The following is a 15,557-nucleotide window of genomic DNA, read 5'->3' on the forward strand; positions in this document are numbered from 1 at the left end:
GGGCGGGACCCGCAGCTCCAGCAGCACCTCCTCGCCGGGCGGCACCGCCCACCAGCCGGGCGCCTCGGCGGTGATCCGCGCGCTCCCGTACTCGTCCATCGGCTTGCGTACGGCCTCGGCCCGCGCGCCGGCCGCCACCCCCTCGACGAGCGCGGACACGGTGGGCCCGCCGGTGAGGTCCGGCCAGTCCAGCTCGACGGCGCTCGGCTCGGCCTGCGAGGCCGCGAGCTCGGCGACCAGCGAGGCCAGCGCGTCGAGAGCGTCCGGCGCGCCCGGCGTGTCCTTCGCCGCGGGGGAACCCGGGCCGGGCAGGTCCACGGTGACCCAGCGGCGGTCGGCGGGGACCGGGTGGAGGCGGAAGGTGGCCTCGGTGATGACGCCGAGCGTGCCGTACGAGCCGGTGAAGAGCTTGCCCAGGTCGTAGCCCGCGACGTTCTTGACGACGTTGCCGCCCGAGGTGGCGACCGTGCCGTCGGCGAGCACGACCGTGATGCCGATCAGCAGGTCGCGGGCGGTGCCGTAGCGGAACCTGCGGGGTCCGGCGACCGCGGTGGCGAGCGTGCCGCCGACCGTCCCGGCGCCCAGGGGGGTGTCCAGGGCCAGCTCCTGCCGCGACCGCGCGAGCGTGGAACCGAGGACGTCGAGGGGGAGTCCCGCGCCGACCCGTGCCACGAGGTCGCCCGAGGAGTGCTCGACCGCCGTTCCGTCCCCGAGGAGCAGGCAGCAGGTGTCGATCAGCAGGTCGCACCGTTCGGGGGGATTGCCCCAGCCGAGCTTGGTGCCGTCTCCCACCGGGACCACGGCCAGGTCGTGCGCGGCCGAGACGCGCATCAGCGCGGCGACCTCCCCGGTGTTCTCCGGCAGGGCCACCCAGCGCGGCGGGACCCCGCCCACCGCGTCGTCGGCGGTCGCCTCCCTGATCGTCACGCCCGTCCCGCGCAGTGCCTCCAGAGGCGCTTCCAAAAGGGCTCCCATCAGAACTGCTCCGCCTGTCCCGACTCGACCAGCGGGTGCACGCCCTTGCGGACCCCGGGGACCTCGCCGCACAGCCGGGGGGTCGGGAAGATCTTGCCCGGGTTCGACAGGCCGTGGGGGTCGAAGGCGCAGCGCACCAGCTGCATGGTGTTGAGATCGTCTTCCGAGAACATTTTCGGCATATATCTGGACTTGTCCACGCCGACGCCGTGTTCGCCGGTGATGGACCCGCCGTGCTCGATGCACAGGTCGAGGATCTTCCCCGAGACGATCTCCGCCCGCTCGCCCGCGCCCGGCTCCGCGTCGTCGAACAGCACCAGCGGGTGCAGGTTGCCGTCACCGGCGTGGAAGACGTTCGCCACCCTGATGCCGTACTCGCGGGAGAGGGCGTCGATGCTCGCCAGCACCCCGGGCAGCGCGGTCCGGGGGACGACGCCGTCCTGGACGATGTAGGCGGGGCTGATCCGGCCCACCGCGGCGAACGCCGACTTGCGGCCCCGCCAGATCGCGGCCCGCTCCGCCGGGTCGTCGGCGACCCGTATCTCGAACGCGCCGCTCTCCCGGCAGAGCCGCGTCACCTCGTCGAACTGGTGCGCGACCTCCTCGGCGGGGCCGTCCAGCTCCACGATGAGCACCGCCCCCGCGCCCTCGGGGTAGGCGCACGCCACCGCGGCCTCGGCCGCCTCGACGGCGAGGGCGTCCATCATCTCGATCGCCGCGGGCACGATGCCGCCGCCGATGATCGCCGACACCGCCTGCCCGCCCCGCTCGATGTCCTCGAACGCCGCGAGCAGCGTCGTGACGGACTCGGGCAGCCTGCTCAGCCGTACGACGACCTTGGTCGCGATGCCGAGGGTGCCCTCCGAGCCGACGAACGCGCCCAGCAGGTCGTAGCCGGGGTCGGTGTCGGAGAGCTCGACGATGTCGCCGTCGGGGGTGACGATCTCCAGGCCGACCACGTGGTTGACGGTGAAGCCGTACTTCAGGCAGTGCGCGCCGCCGGAGTTCTCCGCCACGTTGCCGCCGATCGTGCAGACCTGCTGGCTGGAGGGGTCGGGCGCGTAGTAGCGGCCCAGGTCGCGGACGGCCTCGGTGATCGCCAGGTTGGTGACCCCCGGCTCCACGACGGCCCGCCGGTTGGGCAGGTCGACGGAGAGGATCCGGCGCATCTTCGAGGTCACGACCAGCACCCCGTCGGCCCGGGGCAGGGCGCCGCCCGACAGCCCCGTCCCGGCGCCCCTGGCCACGAACGGCAGGCCGAACTCGTTGCAGATCCGCACCACGGCCGCGACCTGCTCGGCGTTCGAAGGCAGCACCACGACGCCGGGGGTGACCCGGTGGTGGGTCAGGCCGTCACACTCGTAGGTGCGCAGCCGTACGGGATCGGTGATGACCGACCCGGGGCCGAGGAGTTCCTCGAACCTGCGGGCCGGCTCGTCCAGGGTCTTCGTCGGCATCGTTCCTCCTCCGGCGTGCGCGGGGTGCGCGGCGTGCCCGGCGGTCCGGTGCCGCCGGTGCCCGCCGGCCTCCGTCGGCCGATCGAGGACGTCAGCCGCGGCAGCCGTGTCAGCTGGGTCATCCTCGTCTCGAATTGTCGCTCAGCGCGGCGGCGCCGGCGTTCCTGCCGTGCCTGGGGCCGTCGTCCACGAGACCGGCGAATCGGGGCTCACCGGCCGTGCGCTGCGACGCCCGGCAGTCGGGGGAGGGCGGCGTGCGCGCGGGGCCCGGCGGGGAGTGGCGGATGCGCAGGTGGAGCCGGCCCTTGATCATCGTGATCAGGACGCCCCTGGCCCAGCCCTCGTCCGCGGTCTTGCGCGCGTAGAACTCCCTGGTCGCCCTGTTGTCCAGCATATCCAGCAGGACGATGTGGTGACCCCAGGGAATCGGCCGCGCCGTCTGCGGGATGGAGTCGGGCCAGGCCGCCGCGAAGGCCCTCATGTAGAGGAGGTTGGTCCGCGAGTAGCCCATCGCCTCGGGGAACGCGCCGCGCAGGTCCGCCGAGAGCCGGGGCACCGCCCTCCTGCCCCACTCCTCGTCCGGCTGCCGGTCGAGGATGTGGCGGCCGATCCGCCAGTACTGCCGGATCAGCTCGGTGTCGGTGGTGAGCAGCGCCACCCGCCCCCTGCTGCCGATGATCTCGCGCTTGACGGCGTCGAGCAGTGCCGCGTACTCGCTCTGATCGGCTCCTTCGCCGTTCCTGTCATCGCTCATGCACGCAAAGTATCCACTCGGCCCGGCCTCCGCATCCGCCCTCGGCGACCACCTGGAGTGAGGAATCCCCGCCAGGGGATGAGGATTCCTCACCGTCGGCATGGTCATGTCACGGCATACGCGCATACGCCGGGAGAGTAAGGAACTCCGCGAAGTCGTCGTCCAGGGCGACTTCCTTGAACAAGGCGGTGGCCTGACCGTAGAGGGCCTCGTCGTAACCGGGCTCCGCCTCGATCTTGGCGAGCTCCTCGTCGATGATCTTCTCGACCAGCTCCCTGGTCACCACGGCGCCGGTGTCGGCGAGCTCGATGCCGTTGTGGATCCACTGCCAGATCTGGGAACGGGAGATCTCGGCGGTCGCCGCGTCCTCCATCAGGTTGTGGATCGCCACCGCGCCCAGCCCGCCCATCCAGGCGGCCAGGTAGCGCAGCGCCACGTCCACGTTGTTGCGCAGTCCCGCCTCGGTGATGTCGCCGGGGGTCTTGGAGACCGCGAGCAGGTCGGCGGCGGAGACGGAGACGTCCTCGCGCAGGCGGTGCAGCTGGTTCGGCCGGTCCTCCAGGACGGCGTCGAAGACGTCGCGGCAGATCGGCACGAGGTCGGGGTGCGCCACCCACGAGCCGTCGAACCCGTCGCCGGACTCGCGGGTCTTGTCGGCGGTGACCTTCTCCAGGGCGACCTTGTTGACCTCGGGGTCGCGGCGCGAGGGGATGAACGCGGCCATCCCGCCGATGGCGTGGGCCCCGCGCCGGTGACAGGTTCTGACCAGCAGCTCGGTGTAGGCGCGCATGAACGGGGCGGTCATCGTCACGGCGTTGCGCTCGGGCAGCAGGAACTCGCGGCCCCGGGTGCGGAACTTCTTGATCACGCTGAAGAGGTAGTCCCAGCGGCCCGCGTTGAGGCCCGCGGAGTGGTCGCGCAGCTCGTAGAGGATCTCCTCCATCTCGAACGCGGCCGGGTAGGTCTCGATGAGCACCGTCGCCCGGATCGTCCCTCGGGGGATCTCCAGCAGCTCCTGGGCCCTGACGAAGACGTCGTTCCAGAGGCGGGCCTCCAGGTGCGACTCGATCTTCGGCAGGTAGAAGTAGGGGCCCTTGCCCTTGGCCATCTGCCGCCGCGCCGAGTGGAAGAAGTAGAGGCCGAAGTCGACCAGGGAGGCCGAGAACGGCCTGCCGCCGAGGGTGAGGTGCTTCTCGTCCAGGTGCCAGCCGCGGGGCCGGACCACGACGGTGGCCAGCTCGCTGTCCGGCTTGAGGGCGTAGCTCTTCTCCCCGGCGGAGAAGTCGAGGGTCCGGTCGAGCGCGTCACGCAGGTTGAGCTGCCCGCTGATGGTGTTCTCCCAGGTGGGAGCGTTGGCGTCCTCGAAGTCCGCCAGCCAGACCTTGGCACCCGAGTTCAACGCGTTGATCGTCATCTTCCGGTCGACGGGGCCGGTGATCTCCACGCGGCGGTCCACCAGCCCGGGCGCGGGCGGGGCGACGTGCCACTCGGACTCGCGCACGTGCCTGGTCTCGGGCAGGAAGTCGAGGGTGCCGCCCGCCGACAGCTCCGCCTGGCGGGTCTGGCGGGCCTCCAGCAGTTCCAGGCGCCGGCCGTCGAACTCACGCTGGAGGGTGGCCACGAAGGCCAGAGCCTCCGGCGTGAGGATCTCGTCGAAGCGGTCCCGGATGGGGCCGCCGATCTCCACACCGTCCATGGGTCCTCTTTCCCTAAAGCTTTCCGCATGCTGGAAAAGTAATTCTGAATTGTGGAATCGACGCTACTTGAGGGGCGGTCAGGGGTCAAAGGCAGGGTCCTCCTCAGGGCTCGCTCGGGGAGTTCCCCGATGATCTGGGAGGCTGACTCGGCCACAGTGAGGTCAGCACCCTCGGCAGAGGGGGAGAACGGACCGGTCGCACATGGGAAGCGAAGACTTCCCGGGAAAACGAGGATTGAGCGTATGAGGAAGAACATGCTCGTCGCCGGGGCGGTCGTGGGGTCGATGTTCGTGCTCTCGGGCTGCGACTTCGCCCTCGACTTCCGTGAGCGGCAGCAGGACGTCGTCTCCTACGACGTCACCGCCAAGCTGACGGCCCTGGACGTCTCCACCGGTTCCGGCGACATCGTGGTCACCGAGTCGGACCGGCCCGCCGTCCACGTGACCGAGACCATCCACTGGCGCGGCGACAAGCCCACGCCCACGCACCCGGTGGAGGGCGGCACGCTCACCCTGCGCGACGAGTGCCGGGACAACTGCTCGGTCGACTACAAGGTCGAGATCCCGAAGGGCCTCACGACCAAGCTCGACACCGGCTCGGGCACCATCACGATGCGCGGTCTGACCGGGCAGGTGAACGCCATGAGCGGCTCCGGCGACATCGAGGCCGGCGGTCTCACCGCCAAGCGGTTCGCCGCCGAGACCGGCTCGGGCGACATCGAGGCGAGGTTCTCCGCCGCGCCCGACGGGGTGGAGATCGAGGCCGGGAGCGGCGACGTCGTCGCGTACCTGCCCCGGGGAGGGTACGACGTCACCGCCGAGACCGGCTCCGGCGACGAGACCGTGGAGGTGACCAAGGACCCCGCCTCGCCCCGCAAGGTCACGTTGAAGACCGGTTCCGGTGACGCCGAGGTCCTGCTGCCCTGACGCCGAGCCCCGTACGGAGCACGCGGGCCGCGCGGGCGGCGTCGCCCGGCCCGGGACGGCACCCCGATCAGGGCGGGTCCCTGGGCGTGTCCTCGTCCCGTGGGGACGAAGTGGTGATAACCAGGTGATGGCGTAGAGGTTCCCGTGGCACCATCGAGGGGAAGAGACCCGGGGTGTTCGGGCGTTCACTCATATGAGAAGAACACGTGAGCACCAACCATCTGAATGGAGCGACGACATAGACACTCGTGAGCCGCTGGACATCGACCGATTCGACGACCTGCTCGACAACGGCGAGATGGACCTGGCCGAGCGCCAGGCACTCCGCCGGGTGGCGGGCCTCTCCACGGAGCTGGAAGACGTCACCGAGGTCGAATACCGCCAGCTGCGGCTTGAGCGGGTCGTCCTGGTCGGCGTCTGGACCTCCGGAACGGTGACCGACGCCGAAAACTCCCTCCTGGAGCTGAAGCTCCTCGCCGAGACCGCGGGTTCGGAAGTGCTGGAGGGGCTGATCCAGCGCAGGCAGAAGCCCGACACCGCGACCTACATCGGCTCCGGCAAGGCGCAGGAGCTCGCCGACATCGTCTCCGCCACCGGTGCCGACACCGTGGTCTGCGACGGAGAGCTGAGCCCCGGCCAGCTCCGCCAGCTGGAGGAGATCGTCAAGGTCAAGGTCATCGACCGGACCATGCTGATCCTCGACATCTTCGCCCAGCACGCCAAGAGCCGCGAGGGCAAGGCGCAGGTCGAGCTCGCGCAGCTCAACTACCTGCTGCCGCGCCTGCGAGGCTGGGGTGGCAACCTGTCGCGCCAGGTCGGCGGCCGTGCCGCGGGCGGCGTCGGCATGGGCGGCCGCGGTCCCGGTGAGACCAAGATCGAGCTGGACCGCCGCCGGATCCGCGAGCGGATGGCCAAGCTGCGCCGCCAGATCGGCGGGATGACCACCGCCCGCGAGACCAAGCGCTCGCGGCGCACGCAGCGCGAGGTCCCCGCCGTGGCCATCGCCGGATACACCAACGCGGGCAAGTCCTCGCTGCTGAACCGGCTGACCGGCGCGGGGGTGCTGGTCGAGGACTCCCTGTTCGCCACGCTCGACCCGACGGTCCGCAGGGCGCACACGCCCGACGGCCGCCTGTTCACGCTGGCCGACACCGTCGGGTTCGTCCGGCACCTGCCGCACCAGCTCGTCGAGGCGTTCCGCTCCACGCTGGAGGAGGTCGGCGACGCCGACCTGATCCTGCACGTGGTCGACGGCTCGCACCCCGACCCCGAGTCGCAGCTCGCGGCGGTGCGCGAGGTGATCGGCGACATCGAGGGCGCCCGCGACATCCCCGAGATCGTGGTCATCAACAAGGCCGACGCCGCCGACCCGGTGGTGCTGGCCCAGCTGACCGCGAAGGAGAACCACACCGTCGTGGTCTCGGCCCGCACCGGCGCCGGGCTCGACGAGCTGAGGGCCGTGATCGAGCGGGAGCTGCCCCGCTTCGACCAGGAGGTCAGGCTCCTCGTGCCGTACGAGCGCGGCGACCTGATCTCCAGGGCGCACAAGGAGGGCGAGGTCCTCGGTGTCGAGCACACCGGCGACGGCACCGTCCTGCACGCCAGGGTCCTGCCCGGCCTCTTCGCCGAGCTGGAGAGGACCGCGAAGCCGGTCGAGACCGCCGTCTGACCCGCCCTTCCGAAGCGCCGTACCCGCCCCCTCCGGGATGGTACGGCGCTTCGGCACCGCCCCGGAGGGCCTCAGCGGCCCGTCTCGTGCTCTCGTCGGAACATCACCAGCGCCACGTCGTCCTCCCTGGCGCCGAACCGCTCGATCAGCCGGTCGCAGAAGACCTCCAGGTCCTCCTTCACCTGCTCCGCCAGGTGCCGTACGATCTCCAGGCTCTCGTCGAGCAGCTTGTCGCGGTCCTCGATCAGCCCGTCGGTGAACATCAGCACCGAGCTTCCCTCGGGGACGTTCACCCGGTCGACCCGGTAGGTCTCCTCGGCCACCCCCAGCAGGAGGTTGCCCAGGCGGTGGTAGCGGGCGAGGCCGTCCGCGATGAAGAGGGGCGGGATGTGCCCCGCGTTCGAGATCTCCATCTCCCCGGTCGCCGGGTCGAGCAGGAGCAGGCACACGGTGGCGGTCATGCCGGGGTGGTAGCGCCGCAGCACCTCGTTGAGCAGCGCCATCGACGCGCCGAGGTCCGAGGTGCCGATGACGGAGGCGCGCAGCGCGTGGCGCAGCTCCGCCATGACGGTGGCGGCCAGCAGCGAGTGTCCCTGCACGTCGCCGATGGCGATGAGCACCCGGTGGCCCAGCCGCAGGACCTCGTAGAAGTCGCCGCCGACCTCGACGTTGTCGACCGCCGGCTGGTAGCGCCAGCTGATCGCGACCCCGGGGGTCTCGGGGATCCTCGCCGGCAGCAGGCTGCGCTGCAGGGTGAGGGCGATCGCGTGCTCCTCGGCGTACGCCCGCAGCGCGTCCACGGCGAGGGCGAGCGCCTGGCCGAGCTGGCGCAGCACGTTGGACTCGTCGGCGTCGAGCGGCGGCGCCCCCTCCACCCCGAGGTAGACGGGGGGCCTGCCCAGCTTGGTGCGGCAGAGCACGGCGGAGACGTCGCCGCTGAGCGTCGCGTCGGGCATCAGCTCCAGCCACTCGGCGACTGGCACCGGGAAGACCTGGGTGCCCGCGGCGGCGCCCAGCGACATCGCGCTCAGCCGGGGCAGCGTGTCCGGTGCCGCGATCTTGGCGACGGCGTCCTCCGGGGGGTAGGCGGAGAACCTGCGGGTCCGGCCGTCGGGGGGCAGGGCGAGCGTGCCCGCCTGCCTGCCCAGGATCCGCGAGGTTCCCTCGACGGCCGTGGAGAGGAGCTCGTCGAACGTCTCGGCCGAGTTCATCGAGAGCGTGACCTCGGTGAGGGCGGCGAGCCGCATCGCCATCAGCTCGGCCCGCTGCCGGGCGCGGTAGTAGCGCAGCGTGGCCTCGACCGTCGCGGCGAACTCGTCGGGCTCGACCGGTTCGGCCAGGTAGGCGTCGGCCCCGCGTTCGAGCCCGTGCGCCCGGTCGGCCGGGGTGATCGCCGCCCCGGAGATCTGGATGACCGGGATGGAGGACGTCGCCGGGTCCGCCTTGATCTGCTCGCAGACCTCGTAGCCGCTGATGTCGGGCAGCCGTACGTCCAGGACGACGAGGTCCGGCCGGAGCTCCCTGACCTTGACGAGCGCCTCCATGCCGCCGGTGGCCTGCACGACCTGGTGCCCCGAGCGCCGCAGCCAGCTCGACAGGATGTACAGCTTGGTCGGGGTGTCGTCCACGACCAGCACCGTCGCGCCGCCGCTACTCATCGACGGGTCCGAGGGCGCTTCTGATCGCCTCCAGCAGGGTGTCGCGGCGGAGCCCCTGCTTTGAGATCATCATGTGTGCCCTCTCGGGGACCTGGCGCGACGTGGCGACGGTCACGACGATCACCGGAACCCCCCGCAGCCGTTCGTCGTCCGACATCCGCAGCATCAGCGCGGTGCCGTCGAGGCGCGGCATCAGCAGGTCCACCAGCGCGAGGTCGGGCGGGGTGGCCGTCATCATCTGCAGCGCCATCAGCCCGTCGGAGGCCTCGTCGATGTGCGCGGCGAACCCGGTGAGCATCCGGCGTACGCCGGCGCGGAACTCCTCGTCGTCGTCCACGACGAGCACCCGGCCGACCACGGGAGCCCCGTCGTACCGGTAGGGCAGTCTCAGGGTGGCCGTGGTGCCGGACCCGGCGACGCTGGACAGGTGCAGCGCGCCGCCCAGCGCCTCCGCCAGCCGCCGGGCGTACGGCAGGCCGAGCCCGGTCCCCTTGCTCCGCACCTGGATCGGCCCGGGAACCTGGAAGAACTCCTCGAAGACGCGTTCCAGATGCTCCTCGGGCACGCCGATCCCCGTGTCGGTCACGGTGAAGACCAGGTCGTGGGTGGCCGCGTCGAGGTTCGCCTCCAGTTTGACCTCGCCGTGCTCGGTGAACTTCAGCCCGTTGGAGAGCAGGTTGCGCAGGATCCGGGTGAGCATCATCTCGTCCACCAGCATCTCCTGCGGCGCCTGCGAGACCTCCACCGTGAGTGTCACCCCGTCGTTGCCGGTGGTGGGGTGCAGCGTCATGCGCAGCCGTTCGGCCAGGGCCACCAGGTCGACCATGGAGGGCTGGGGGTCGAGCCTGCCCGCCTCGGCCTTCGCCATGTCGAGCAGCTCGCTCACCAGCGACAGCAGCGTCTCCGCGGAGGAGCCGATGAGGTTGATCTGGTGGAGCTGCTCGGGGACCAGCGGATCCCCGCCGGGGCCCACCAGCAGCCGGACCAGGCCGATGATCGAGTTGAGGGGGGTGCGCAGCTCGTGGCTGACGGTGGCCCAGAACCTGTTCTTGGCGTCGCTCGCCGCCCGGAGCTGCGCGGACTTCTCGTCCAGCTCCGCGTAGAGCGCCACGACGCCGCGGTTGGTCTCCTCCAGCTCCTCGGACAGCTGGTTGTAGAGCGCCAGCACCCCCTGGTTGGTCTCCTGCAGCTCGGTGTTGAGCTGCAGGACCTCCTCCAGGGTCTCCGCGAGGTCGCGGTTCTGCCTGCGCAGCTCGTCGAGCGCGGTGGTGGGCGCCGAGCCGGCGATCCTGGCGCGGATCTCCTCTGCCGAGAGTCTCGGCTTGCGGCCCTGCGGGAGCCGTTTGACCATGCTTATTCTTCCCTCGGCGGGATCGAACTCAATGCGGTCGACGAGACGCCCCGCCAGCGTCACGCCGTCCGACGAACGGAAGTCGGTCTTCGCCGAGAAGCCGACGGCGACGAGCAGGGCGTCCCGCTCCAGCCGGAAGGAGACGGAGACGTCGGTGCCCGCCTCGACGAACTCCCTGCCGATCTCGCTCAGCGCGGTGGCCACCCGGATCTGGTCCTGGGCCTCCAGTCCCACGCTCTCCGCCACCTCGCGGCCCAGCTTGCGCATGGCGAAGACGTCCTGGTCGTCCCGGACGTGGATCCGGACCAGCTCGTCCCCGGTCATGCGCCCGGCCTCACGGCGACCACGCAGGCGTCGTCCCTGCGGGTCCCGGCGTCGCGCAGCAGCGTGCCGGCGACGACGGAGGGGAGGCGCGTGACGAGCCCGGGGTAGGAGGTGATGTCCCAGCGTTCGGTCAGGCCGTCGGAGTGGAGCAGGACGACGCCGTGCCGCGGCAGGGCGTACTCGTACTGGCGCAGGGTCCTGGCCTTGTGCCCGGCGATGCCCGGGACGGAGATCATCCCCTGGCGGCCGTCGTTGTGGGCGATCCAGGCGGAGACGTTGCCGAGGCCGGCGAAGCTCACCGTCCCCGCGGAGCCGTCGACGCGGGCCACGGCGACCGCGCCGCCCCTGGTGTGGCCGAGGCCGGTGTGGATGCGCTCCAGGACGGTGACCGGGGCGAGGTCCGCGTACCGCAGGAACAGCCGTACCGCCTCCTGGGAGGCCTGCGCGGCCGCGGGGCCGTGGCCCAGGCCGTCGCAGAGCATCACGGTCGTGACGGCGCCCTCCTCGGTGATCACGAACGCGTCGCCGCAGACGGTCTCGTCGCCGATCGGGCGGGTCAGGCCGCTCACCCGGGACGGGGGGCGCGGGGCGCCCTGCGCGACGAAGTACATGCCGAGCACGGTGCCCCGGCTGGGGATGGAGTGGACCTCGTAGCCGCTGGCCATCCGGGCGATGCCGCCCAGCCCGATGCCGAGCGTGCCGGCGGTGGAGTAGCCGTCGCGCAGGGCGCGCGAGACGTCCTGCATGCCCGGCCCCCGGTCGATCGCGAGGACCTCCACGGCCGACTCCAGCTCCGGATGCGGGCGGATCAGCATGACCCCCTCGGTCGCGTGCTTGACCAGGTTCGAGGCGGCCTCGCTCACCGCGACGGCGACCCGCCCGGTGTCCTCCTCACTGAACCCGCGGACCTCCGCGAGCGTCACGGCGCTGCGGCGAAGGGCACCGATCGCGCTGGCGTCCTCCGCCCGCACCCAGGTGTCGCGCTGGGAGTGGATCAGCGCGCCCATTTCGTCACCGTGATCAACGTGCCCTCACCGGGAGTCGATTCAAGGTCGAACTCGTCGACCAGGCGGCGGGAACCGCTGAGGCCGAGGCCGAGGCCCCCGCCGGTGGTCCAGCCGTCGGTCAGCGCCTGGTCGATGTCCGGGATGCCGGGCCCGTTGTCGCTGAAGACCATCCGCAGGCCCTTCCGCATGCCCTTGTGGACGACCTCGACACGCACCTGCCCGCCTCCCGCGTAGACCAGGGCGTTGCGGGCCAGCTCGCTGGCCGCGGTCACCACCTTGGTCTGGTCGACCAGGGACAGGCCCACGTTCACGGCGACGGTCCTGACGTGCTGGCGGACCAGCACGACGTCGCCGTTGACGTTGATGGGCAACTCCTCCGCGGTCGTCACCAGGCGGCCGTGGAGTGCTGGGAGCCTTCGATCTGGTTCAGCAGCGCGACGCCCTTCTCTAGGTTGAGCGCCGTGCGCACGCCGCCGAGGGAGAGGCCGAGCTCGACAAGGGTGATCGCCACCGCCGGTCGCATGCCGACGACGATCGTCTCGGCGTCGAGCATGCGGGAGATCGCCGCGATGGTGGCCAGCATCCGGCCGATGAAGGAGTCGACGATCTCCACGGCGGTGATGTCGATGATCACCCCTCGCGCGCCGGTCTCGACGACCCTCTCCGAGAGGTCCTCCTGGAGCGCGAGCACGCTCATGTCCTGGAGGTCGATCTGGATGGAGACGATCAGGATGTCGCCGAGTTTGAGGATGGGGACGCGATCCATCAGCCTTCCACCGTTCGTACCGCTATGCGGGACTCCCCGCCCTTGACGACCTTGACGCCGCTCGCCCGCAGCGTGTGCGCCAGCGCGTCGGCGAGGGTGGCCTTGGTCACGATGTCGCCGAACTCGATGCCGAGGGTGACGATGGTGTGGGCGATCTGGGGGCGGATGCCGGAGATCACGCACTCGGCGCCCATCAGCCGGGCCGCCACCACGGTCTTGAGGAGGTGCTGGGCGACCTCGGTGTCGACGGCGGGCACGCCCGTGATGTCGATGACCGCGTGCTCGGAGCCGGTGTCGACGAGCGTCTGCAGCAGCTTCTCCATGACGACCTGGGTTCTGGCCGAGTCGAGCGTGCCGACCAGCGGCACCGCGACGATGCCCTCCCAGAGCTTGACCACCGGGGTGGACAGCTCGAGCAGCTGCTCCGCCTGATCGATGATGATCTTCTCCCTGGCCGACGCGTAGCTCTCCATGGTGAAGAGCCCGAGGTCGTCGATTACCCGGGAGAACCAGATGAAACCTCGCACGGCCTCGGGAGAGCCGTCCTCCTCGACGATCTCGTAGAGCGCCTCCTTCAGGCCGAACACCACGATCGCGGTCTCGGTCGGGGTGAATCCCTGGCGGGCACGGTCCCGGGAGAGTTCGGCGAGCAGGCCGCGCAGGTCGCTGAGGTCGCCGGAGTCGTCGAACGACTGGCGCAGCGCCTGGTAGAGCTCGCGTAACTGGTCGGCCAGCCCCCCGCGATCCGCCTGATTGCCGGTGCCGCCGGTGGAGGAACGGGCGATCTCAAGCCAACGCTTGAGGATGCGCGCCTCGTGCTCCTGGAAAAGTTCTTCGATGCGACGCCGACCGGCGTCCGCGTGGACGGACAAGGCAACTCCCATGCGTGCGACCTGGAGACAACTCGCACGAAAGGCTACATGGAACGTCCTGCTTACGACCCTTTTTGGAGGTTCAGTGGGCTGCTGGTGGCCAGAGCTTCAGGGGGTGGAGCGGCCGGGACGGACGGCGGGCGCGGCCGTGTCACATCTTGGCTTCACCGGATGCGCGTCCCCCGGAGCCGATGGAGGATCGCGGGCGGTCGCGGGGGAGGGGTGATAGGGAGAGCGTGAGCCTTCCGGACGCCGGGGCGCGATCTTTCCGGACGCGGGGGCGCGAGCTTCGCCGGATGCGGGGGCACGAGCTGCGCCGGATGCCGGAGGCGCGAGCCTTCCGGATGTCAGCCTAGAGTGGTGGCGGGCGGCGTTTCAATGGTGAAACTTGCGTCGAGGGGCTCGGTGGGGCTGCACTGTAAGAGTGCGAAAAGCCGCAAAAGCCTCAAAAGTGACAGTGGTCGCCCAAGGTTTGGATTGCTACCATAAGGCAAATCTAGCGAGATGTTATGACGCAAGTTGCTCTGGTGACTACTGTTACGAGCGATGAAGAAGTAGTCTGAGCTGTGGAAAGTTGCTCAACGCCACGCGTGATCGTCGAGCCGATGGGTGAGGTGTGGTCGCGGAGGGGCGGCGTTCTTCCCAATTAGCCTGTACAGCGGGCCGACTTGTGAAATAACGTAACTGAACTGAAATCGCCCGATCATGATCTCGGCGATACTGTCGCCGCACAGCACATACGCGGATGAGAGCAGGAGACCCCCGATGCCGTCCGGACTCACAGCGGGCTTGAAGGGCACGGTGCCCGGCGGCGTCCGGGCCGGCTCGCCCCGTCCGGGTGCGATCCTCCTCCGGGTGTCTTCCCCTGAACACAAGGCGGTGATGCGATGACGGTCCGCCTCCTGACCAACATCGGCCGGCTCTGGACCGGAAACGACGTGTTCAGCAACGCGGCGATCCTCGTCCACAACGACCGGATCGCCTGGGTCGGCCGCGCCGCGGACCTCCCGCAGAGCGTGCCCGGTGTCGTCGACGACATCGTCGACGTCGACCACGTCGAGAACCTGGGCGGCGCGCTGGTCACCCCCGGCCTGATCGACGCGCACACCCACCCGGTGTACGCGGGAAACCGCTACGCCGAGATGGCGATGCGCTCCAGCGGTTCCACCCCCTCCGCGATCACCGCGGCGGGCGGCGGCATCGGCTCCACCGTGACGGTCACCCGCGGCACCGACCCCTGGACCCTCTGCAACGGGGTCCGCGAGCGACTCCGCGACTGGCTGCTCAGCGGCACCACCACCATCGAGGCGAAGACCGGCTACCACCTCACCCGTGACGGCGAGCTGGCCGACGTACGACTCCTGCGCGAGCTGGAGAAAGAGCCGATGATGCCGCGGGTGCACGTGACCTTCATGGCCGCGCACGTCGTCCCGCCCGAATACTTCGGCCGCCAGCGCGACTACGTCGAGGCCGTGGGCGCCTGGTGCGCCGACGCCGCCGCGGCGGGAGCCGACGGTGTCGACGTCTACTGCGACGAGGGCCACTTCACCGCGGAGGAGGCCCGCTGGGTCCTCGCCTCCGGACGCAACGTCGGCCTGCTGCCCCGCCTGCACGCCGGTGCCTACACCCGGCGCGGCGCCGTCCAGCTCGCCGCCGAACTCGGCTGCGCCTCCGCCGACCTGCTCCACCACACCACCGACGAGGACATCGCGATCCTGGCCCGCTACGGCGTCCCCGCCGTGGTCTGCCCCGGGACCGCCCTCCAGCGTGGCAGCCTGCCCCCGGTCCGCCGGATGCTCGCCCAGGGGGTCACGGTGGCCCTCGGCAGCGACCACAACCCGGGACACTGCGGCATCACCTCGATGTCCCTGGTCATCAGCCTCGCCGTCGCGGCCTTCGGCATGAGCGTCGGCGACGCCCTCCGGGCCGCCACCCTCGGTGGCGCCACGGTCCTCGGCGCTCCCGACCGCGGTGTCCTCGCCCCCGGCCGCCTGGCCGACATCGTCCAGTGGGACGCCGACCACGAGGGCGCCTTCGCCTGGGCCTTCGGCCTCAAGCCCCGCCGGGTCTGGCGCGGCGGCACCCCCGTCCAGTAGCCCTC

13 protein-coding genes are annotated in these 15,557 nt (G+C 70.7%); 3 read left to right on the forward strand and 10 right to left on the reverse strand.

Features of this window, described 5'->3' with window-relative positions:
- The 4 genes from ABT053_RS33350 to aceB form a co-directional block, all read right to left on the reverse strand.
- A partial coding sequence (locus ABT053_RS33350) for an FAD-binding oxidoreductase (protein WP_350974540.1) occupies positions 1 to 963 on the reverse strand: 963 nt, incomplete at its 3' end.
- Positions 964 to 974: 11 nt separating this feature from the next.
- Complete coding sequence (locus tag ABT053_RS33355) at positions 975 to 2,432, reverse strand: FAD-binding oxidoreductase (RefSeq protein WP_350974542.1); 1,458 nt, start codon at positions 2,430 to 2,432, stop codon at positions 975 to 977.
- A gap of 118 nt (positions 2,433 to 2,550) precedes the next feature.
- Positions 2,551 to 3,186, reverse strand: coding sequence for a DUF1016 N-terminal domain-containing protein (locus ABT053_RS33360; RefSeq protein WP_350974544.1), 636 nt, complete (start codon positions 3,184 to 3,186; stop codon positions 2,551 to 2,553).
- 109 nt (positions 3,187 to 3,295) lie between these two features.
- A complete protein-coding gene (gene aceB, locus ABT053_RS33365; protein ID WP_350974545.1) occupies positions 3,296 to 4,882 on the reverse strand; it encodes a malate synthase A in 1,587 nt (528 codons plus the stop codon).
- A gap of 243 nt (positions 4,883 to 5,125) precedes the next feature.
- Between aceB and ABT053_RS33370 the strand changes: the two genes are divergently transcribed.
- The gene (locus tag ABT053_RS33370; protein WP_350974547.1) at positions 5,126 to 5,809 is read left to right on the forward strand and encodes a DUF4097 family beta strand repeat-containing protein; all 684 of its coding nucleotides are present in this window, start codon (positions 5,126 to 5,128) and stop codon (positions 5,807 to 5,809) included.
- A gap of 298 nt (positions 5,810 to 6,107) precedes the next feature.
- Complete coding sequence (gene hflX / locus ABT053_RS33375) at positions 6,108 to 7,478, forward strand: GTPase HflX (RefSeq protein ID WP_350974741.1); 1,371 nt, start codon at positions 6,108 to 6,110, stop codon at positions 7,476 to 7,478.
- Positions 7,479 to 7,549: 71 nt separating this feature from the next.
- On the opposite strand, the gene ABT053_RS33380 is transcribed toward hflX, so the two are convergent.
- The 6 genes from ABT053_RS33380 to ABT053_RS33405 are packed head-to-tail and all read right to left on the reverse strand — an operon-like array spanning position 7,550 to position 13,468.
- Positions 7,550 to 9,136 carry a SpoIIE family protein phosphatase gene (locus tag ABT053_RS33380; protein WP_350974548.1) on the reverse strand — a complete coding sequence of 529 codons (1,587 nt, stop codon included), beginning with the start codon at positions 9,134 to 9,136 and terminating at the stop codon, positions 7,550 to 7,552.
- A complete protein-coding gene (locus tag ABT053_RS33385) occupies positions 9,129 to 10,811 on the reverse strand; it encodes an ATP-binding response regulator (RefSeq protein ID WP_350974549.1) in 1,683 nt (560 codons plus the stop codon). Before ABT053_RS33385 ends, ABT053_RS33380 begins: the two co-directional genes overlap by 8 nt.
- Positions 10,808 to 11,818, reverse strand: coding sequence for an ATP-binding protein (locus tag ABT053_RS33390; protein WP_350974550.1), 1,011 nt, complete (start codon positions 11,816 to 11,818; stop codon positions 10,808 to 10,810). Before ABT053_RS33390 ends, ABT053_RS33385 begins: the two co-directional genes overlap by 4 nt.
- Positions 11,806 to 12,207, reverse strand: a complete 402-nt coding sequence (locus tag ABT053_RS33395; protein WP_350974551.1) for an anti-sigma regulatory factor — start codon at positions 12,205 to 12,207, stop codon at positions 11,806 to 11,808. The genes ABT053_RS33390 and ABT053_RS33395 overlap by 13 nt, the downstream gene beginning before the upstream one ends.
- Complete coding sequence (locus ABT053_RS33400; RefSeq protein ID WP_350974552.1) at positions 12,204 to 12,584, reverse strand: STAS domain-containing protein; 381 nt, start codon at positions 12,582 to 12,584, stop codon at positions 12,204 to 12,206. The genes ABT053_RS33395 and ABT053_RS33400 overlap by 4 nt, the downstream gene beginning before the upstream one ends.
- Complete coding sequence (locus ABT053_RS33405) at positions 12,584 to 13,468, reverse strand: STAS domain-containing protein (protein ID WP_350974554.1); 885 nt, start codon at positions 13,466 to 13,468, stop codon at positions 12,584 to 12,586. Before ABT053_RS33405 ends, ABT053_RS33400 begins: the two co-directional genes overlap by 1 nt.
- An 875-nt stretch (positions 13,469 to 14,343) precedes the next feature.
- Here ABT053_RS33405 and hutI point away from each other — a divergent pair.
- Positions 14,344 to 15,552 carry an imidazolonepropionase gene (gene hutI / locus ABT053_RS33410; RefSeq protein WP_350974555.1) on the forward strand — a complete coding sequence of 403 codons (1,209 nt, stop codon included), beginning with the start codon at positions 14,344 to 14,346 and terminating at the stop codon, positions 15,550 to 15,552.
- Positions 15,553 to 15,557: the final 5 nt, after the last annotated feature.

It is taken from the genome of Streptosporangium sp. NPDC002524 (assembly GCF_040295985.1).
GTDB lineage: Bacteria > Actinomycetota > Actinomycetes > Streptosporangiales > Streptosporangiaceae > Streptosporangium.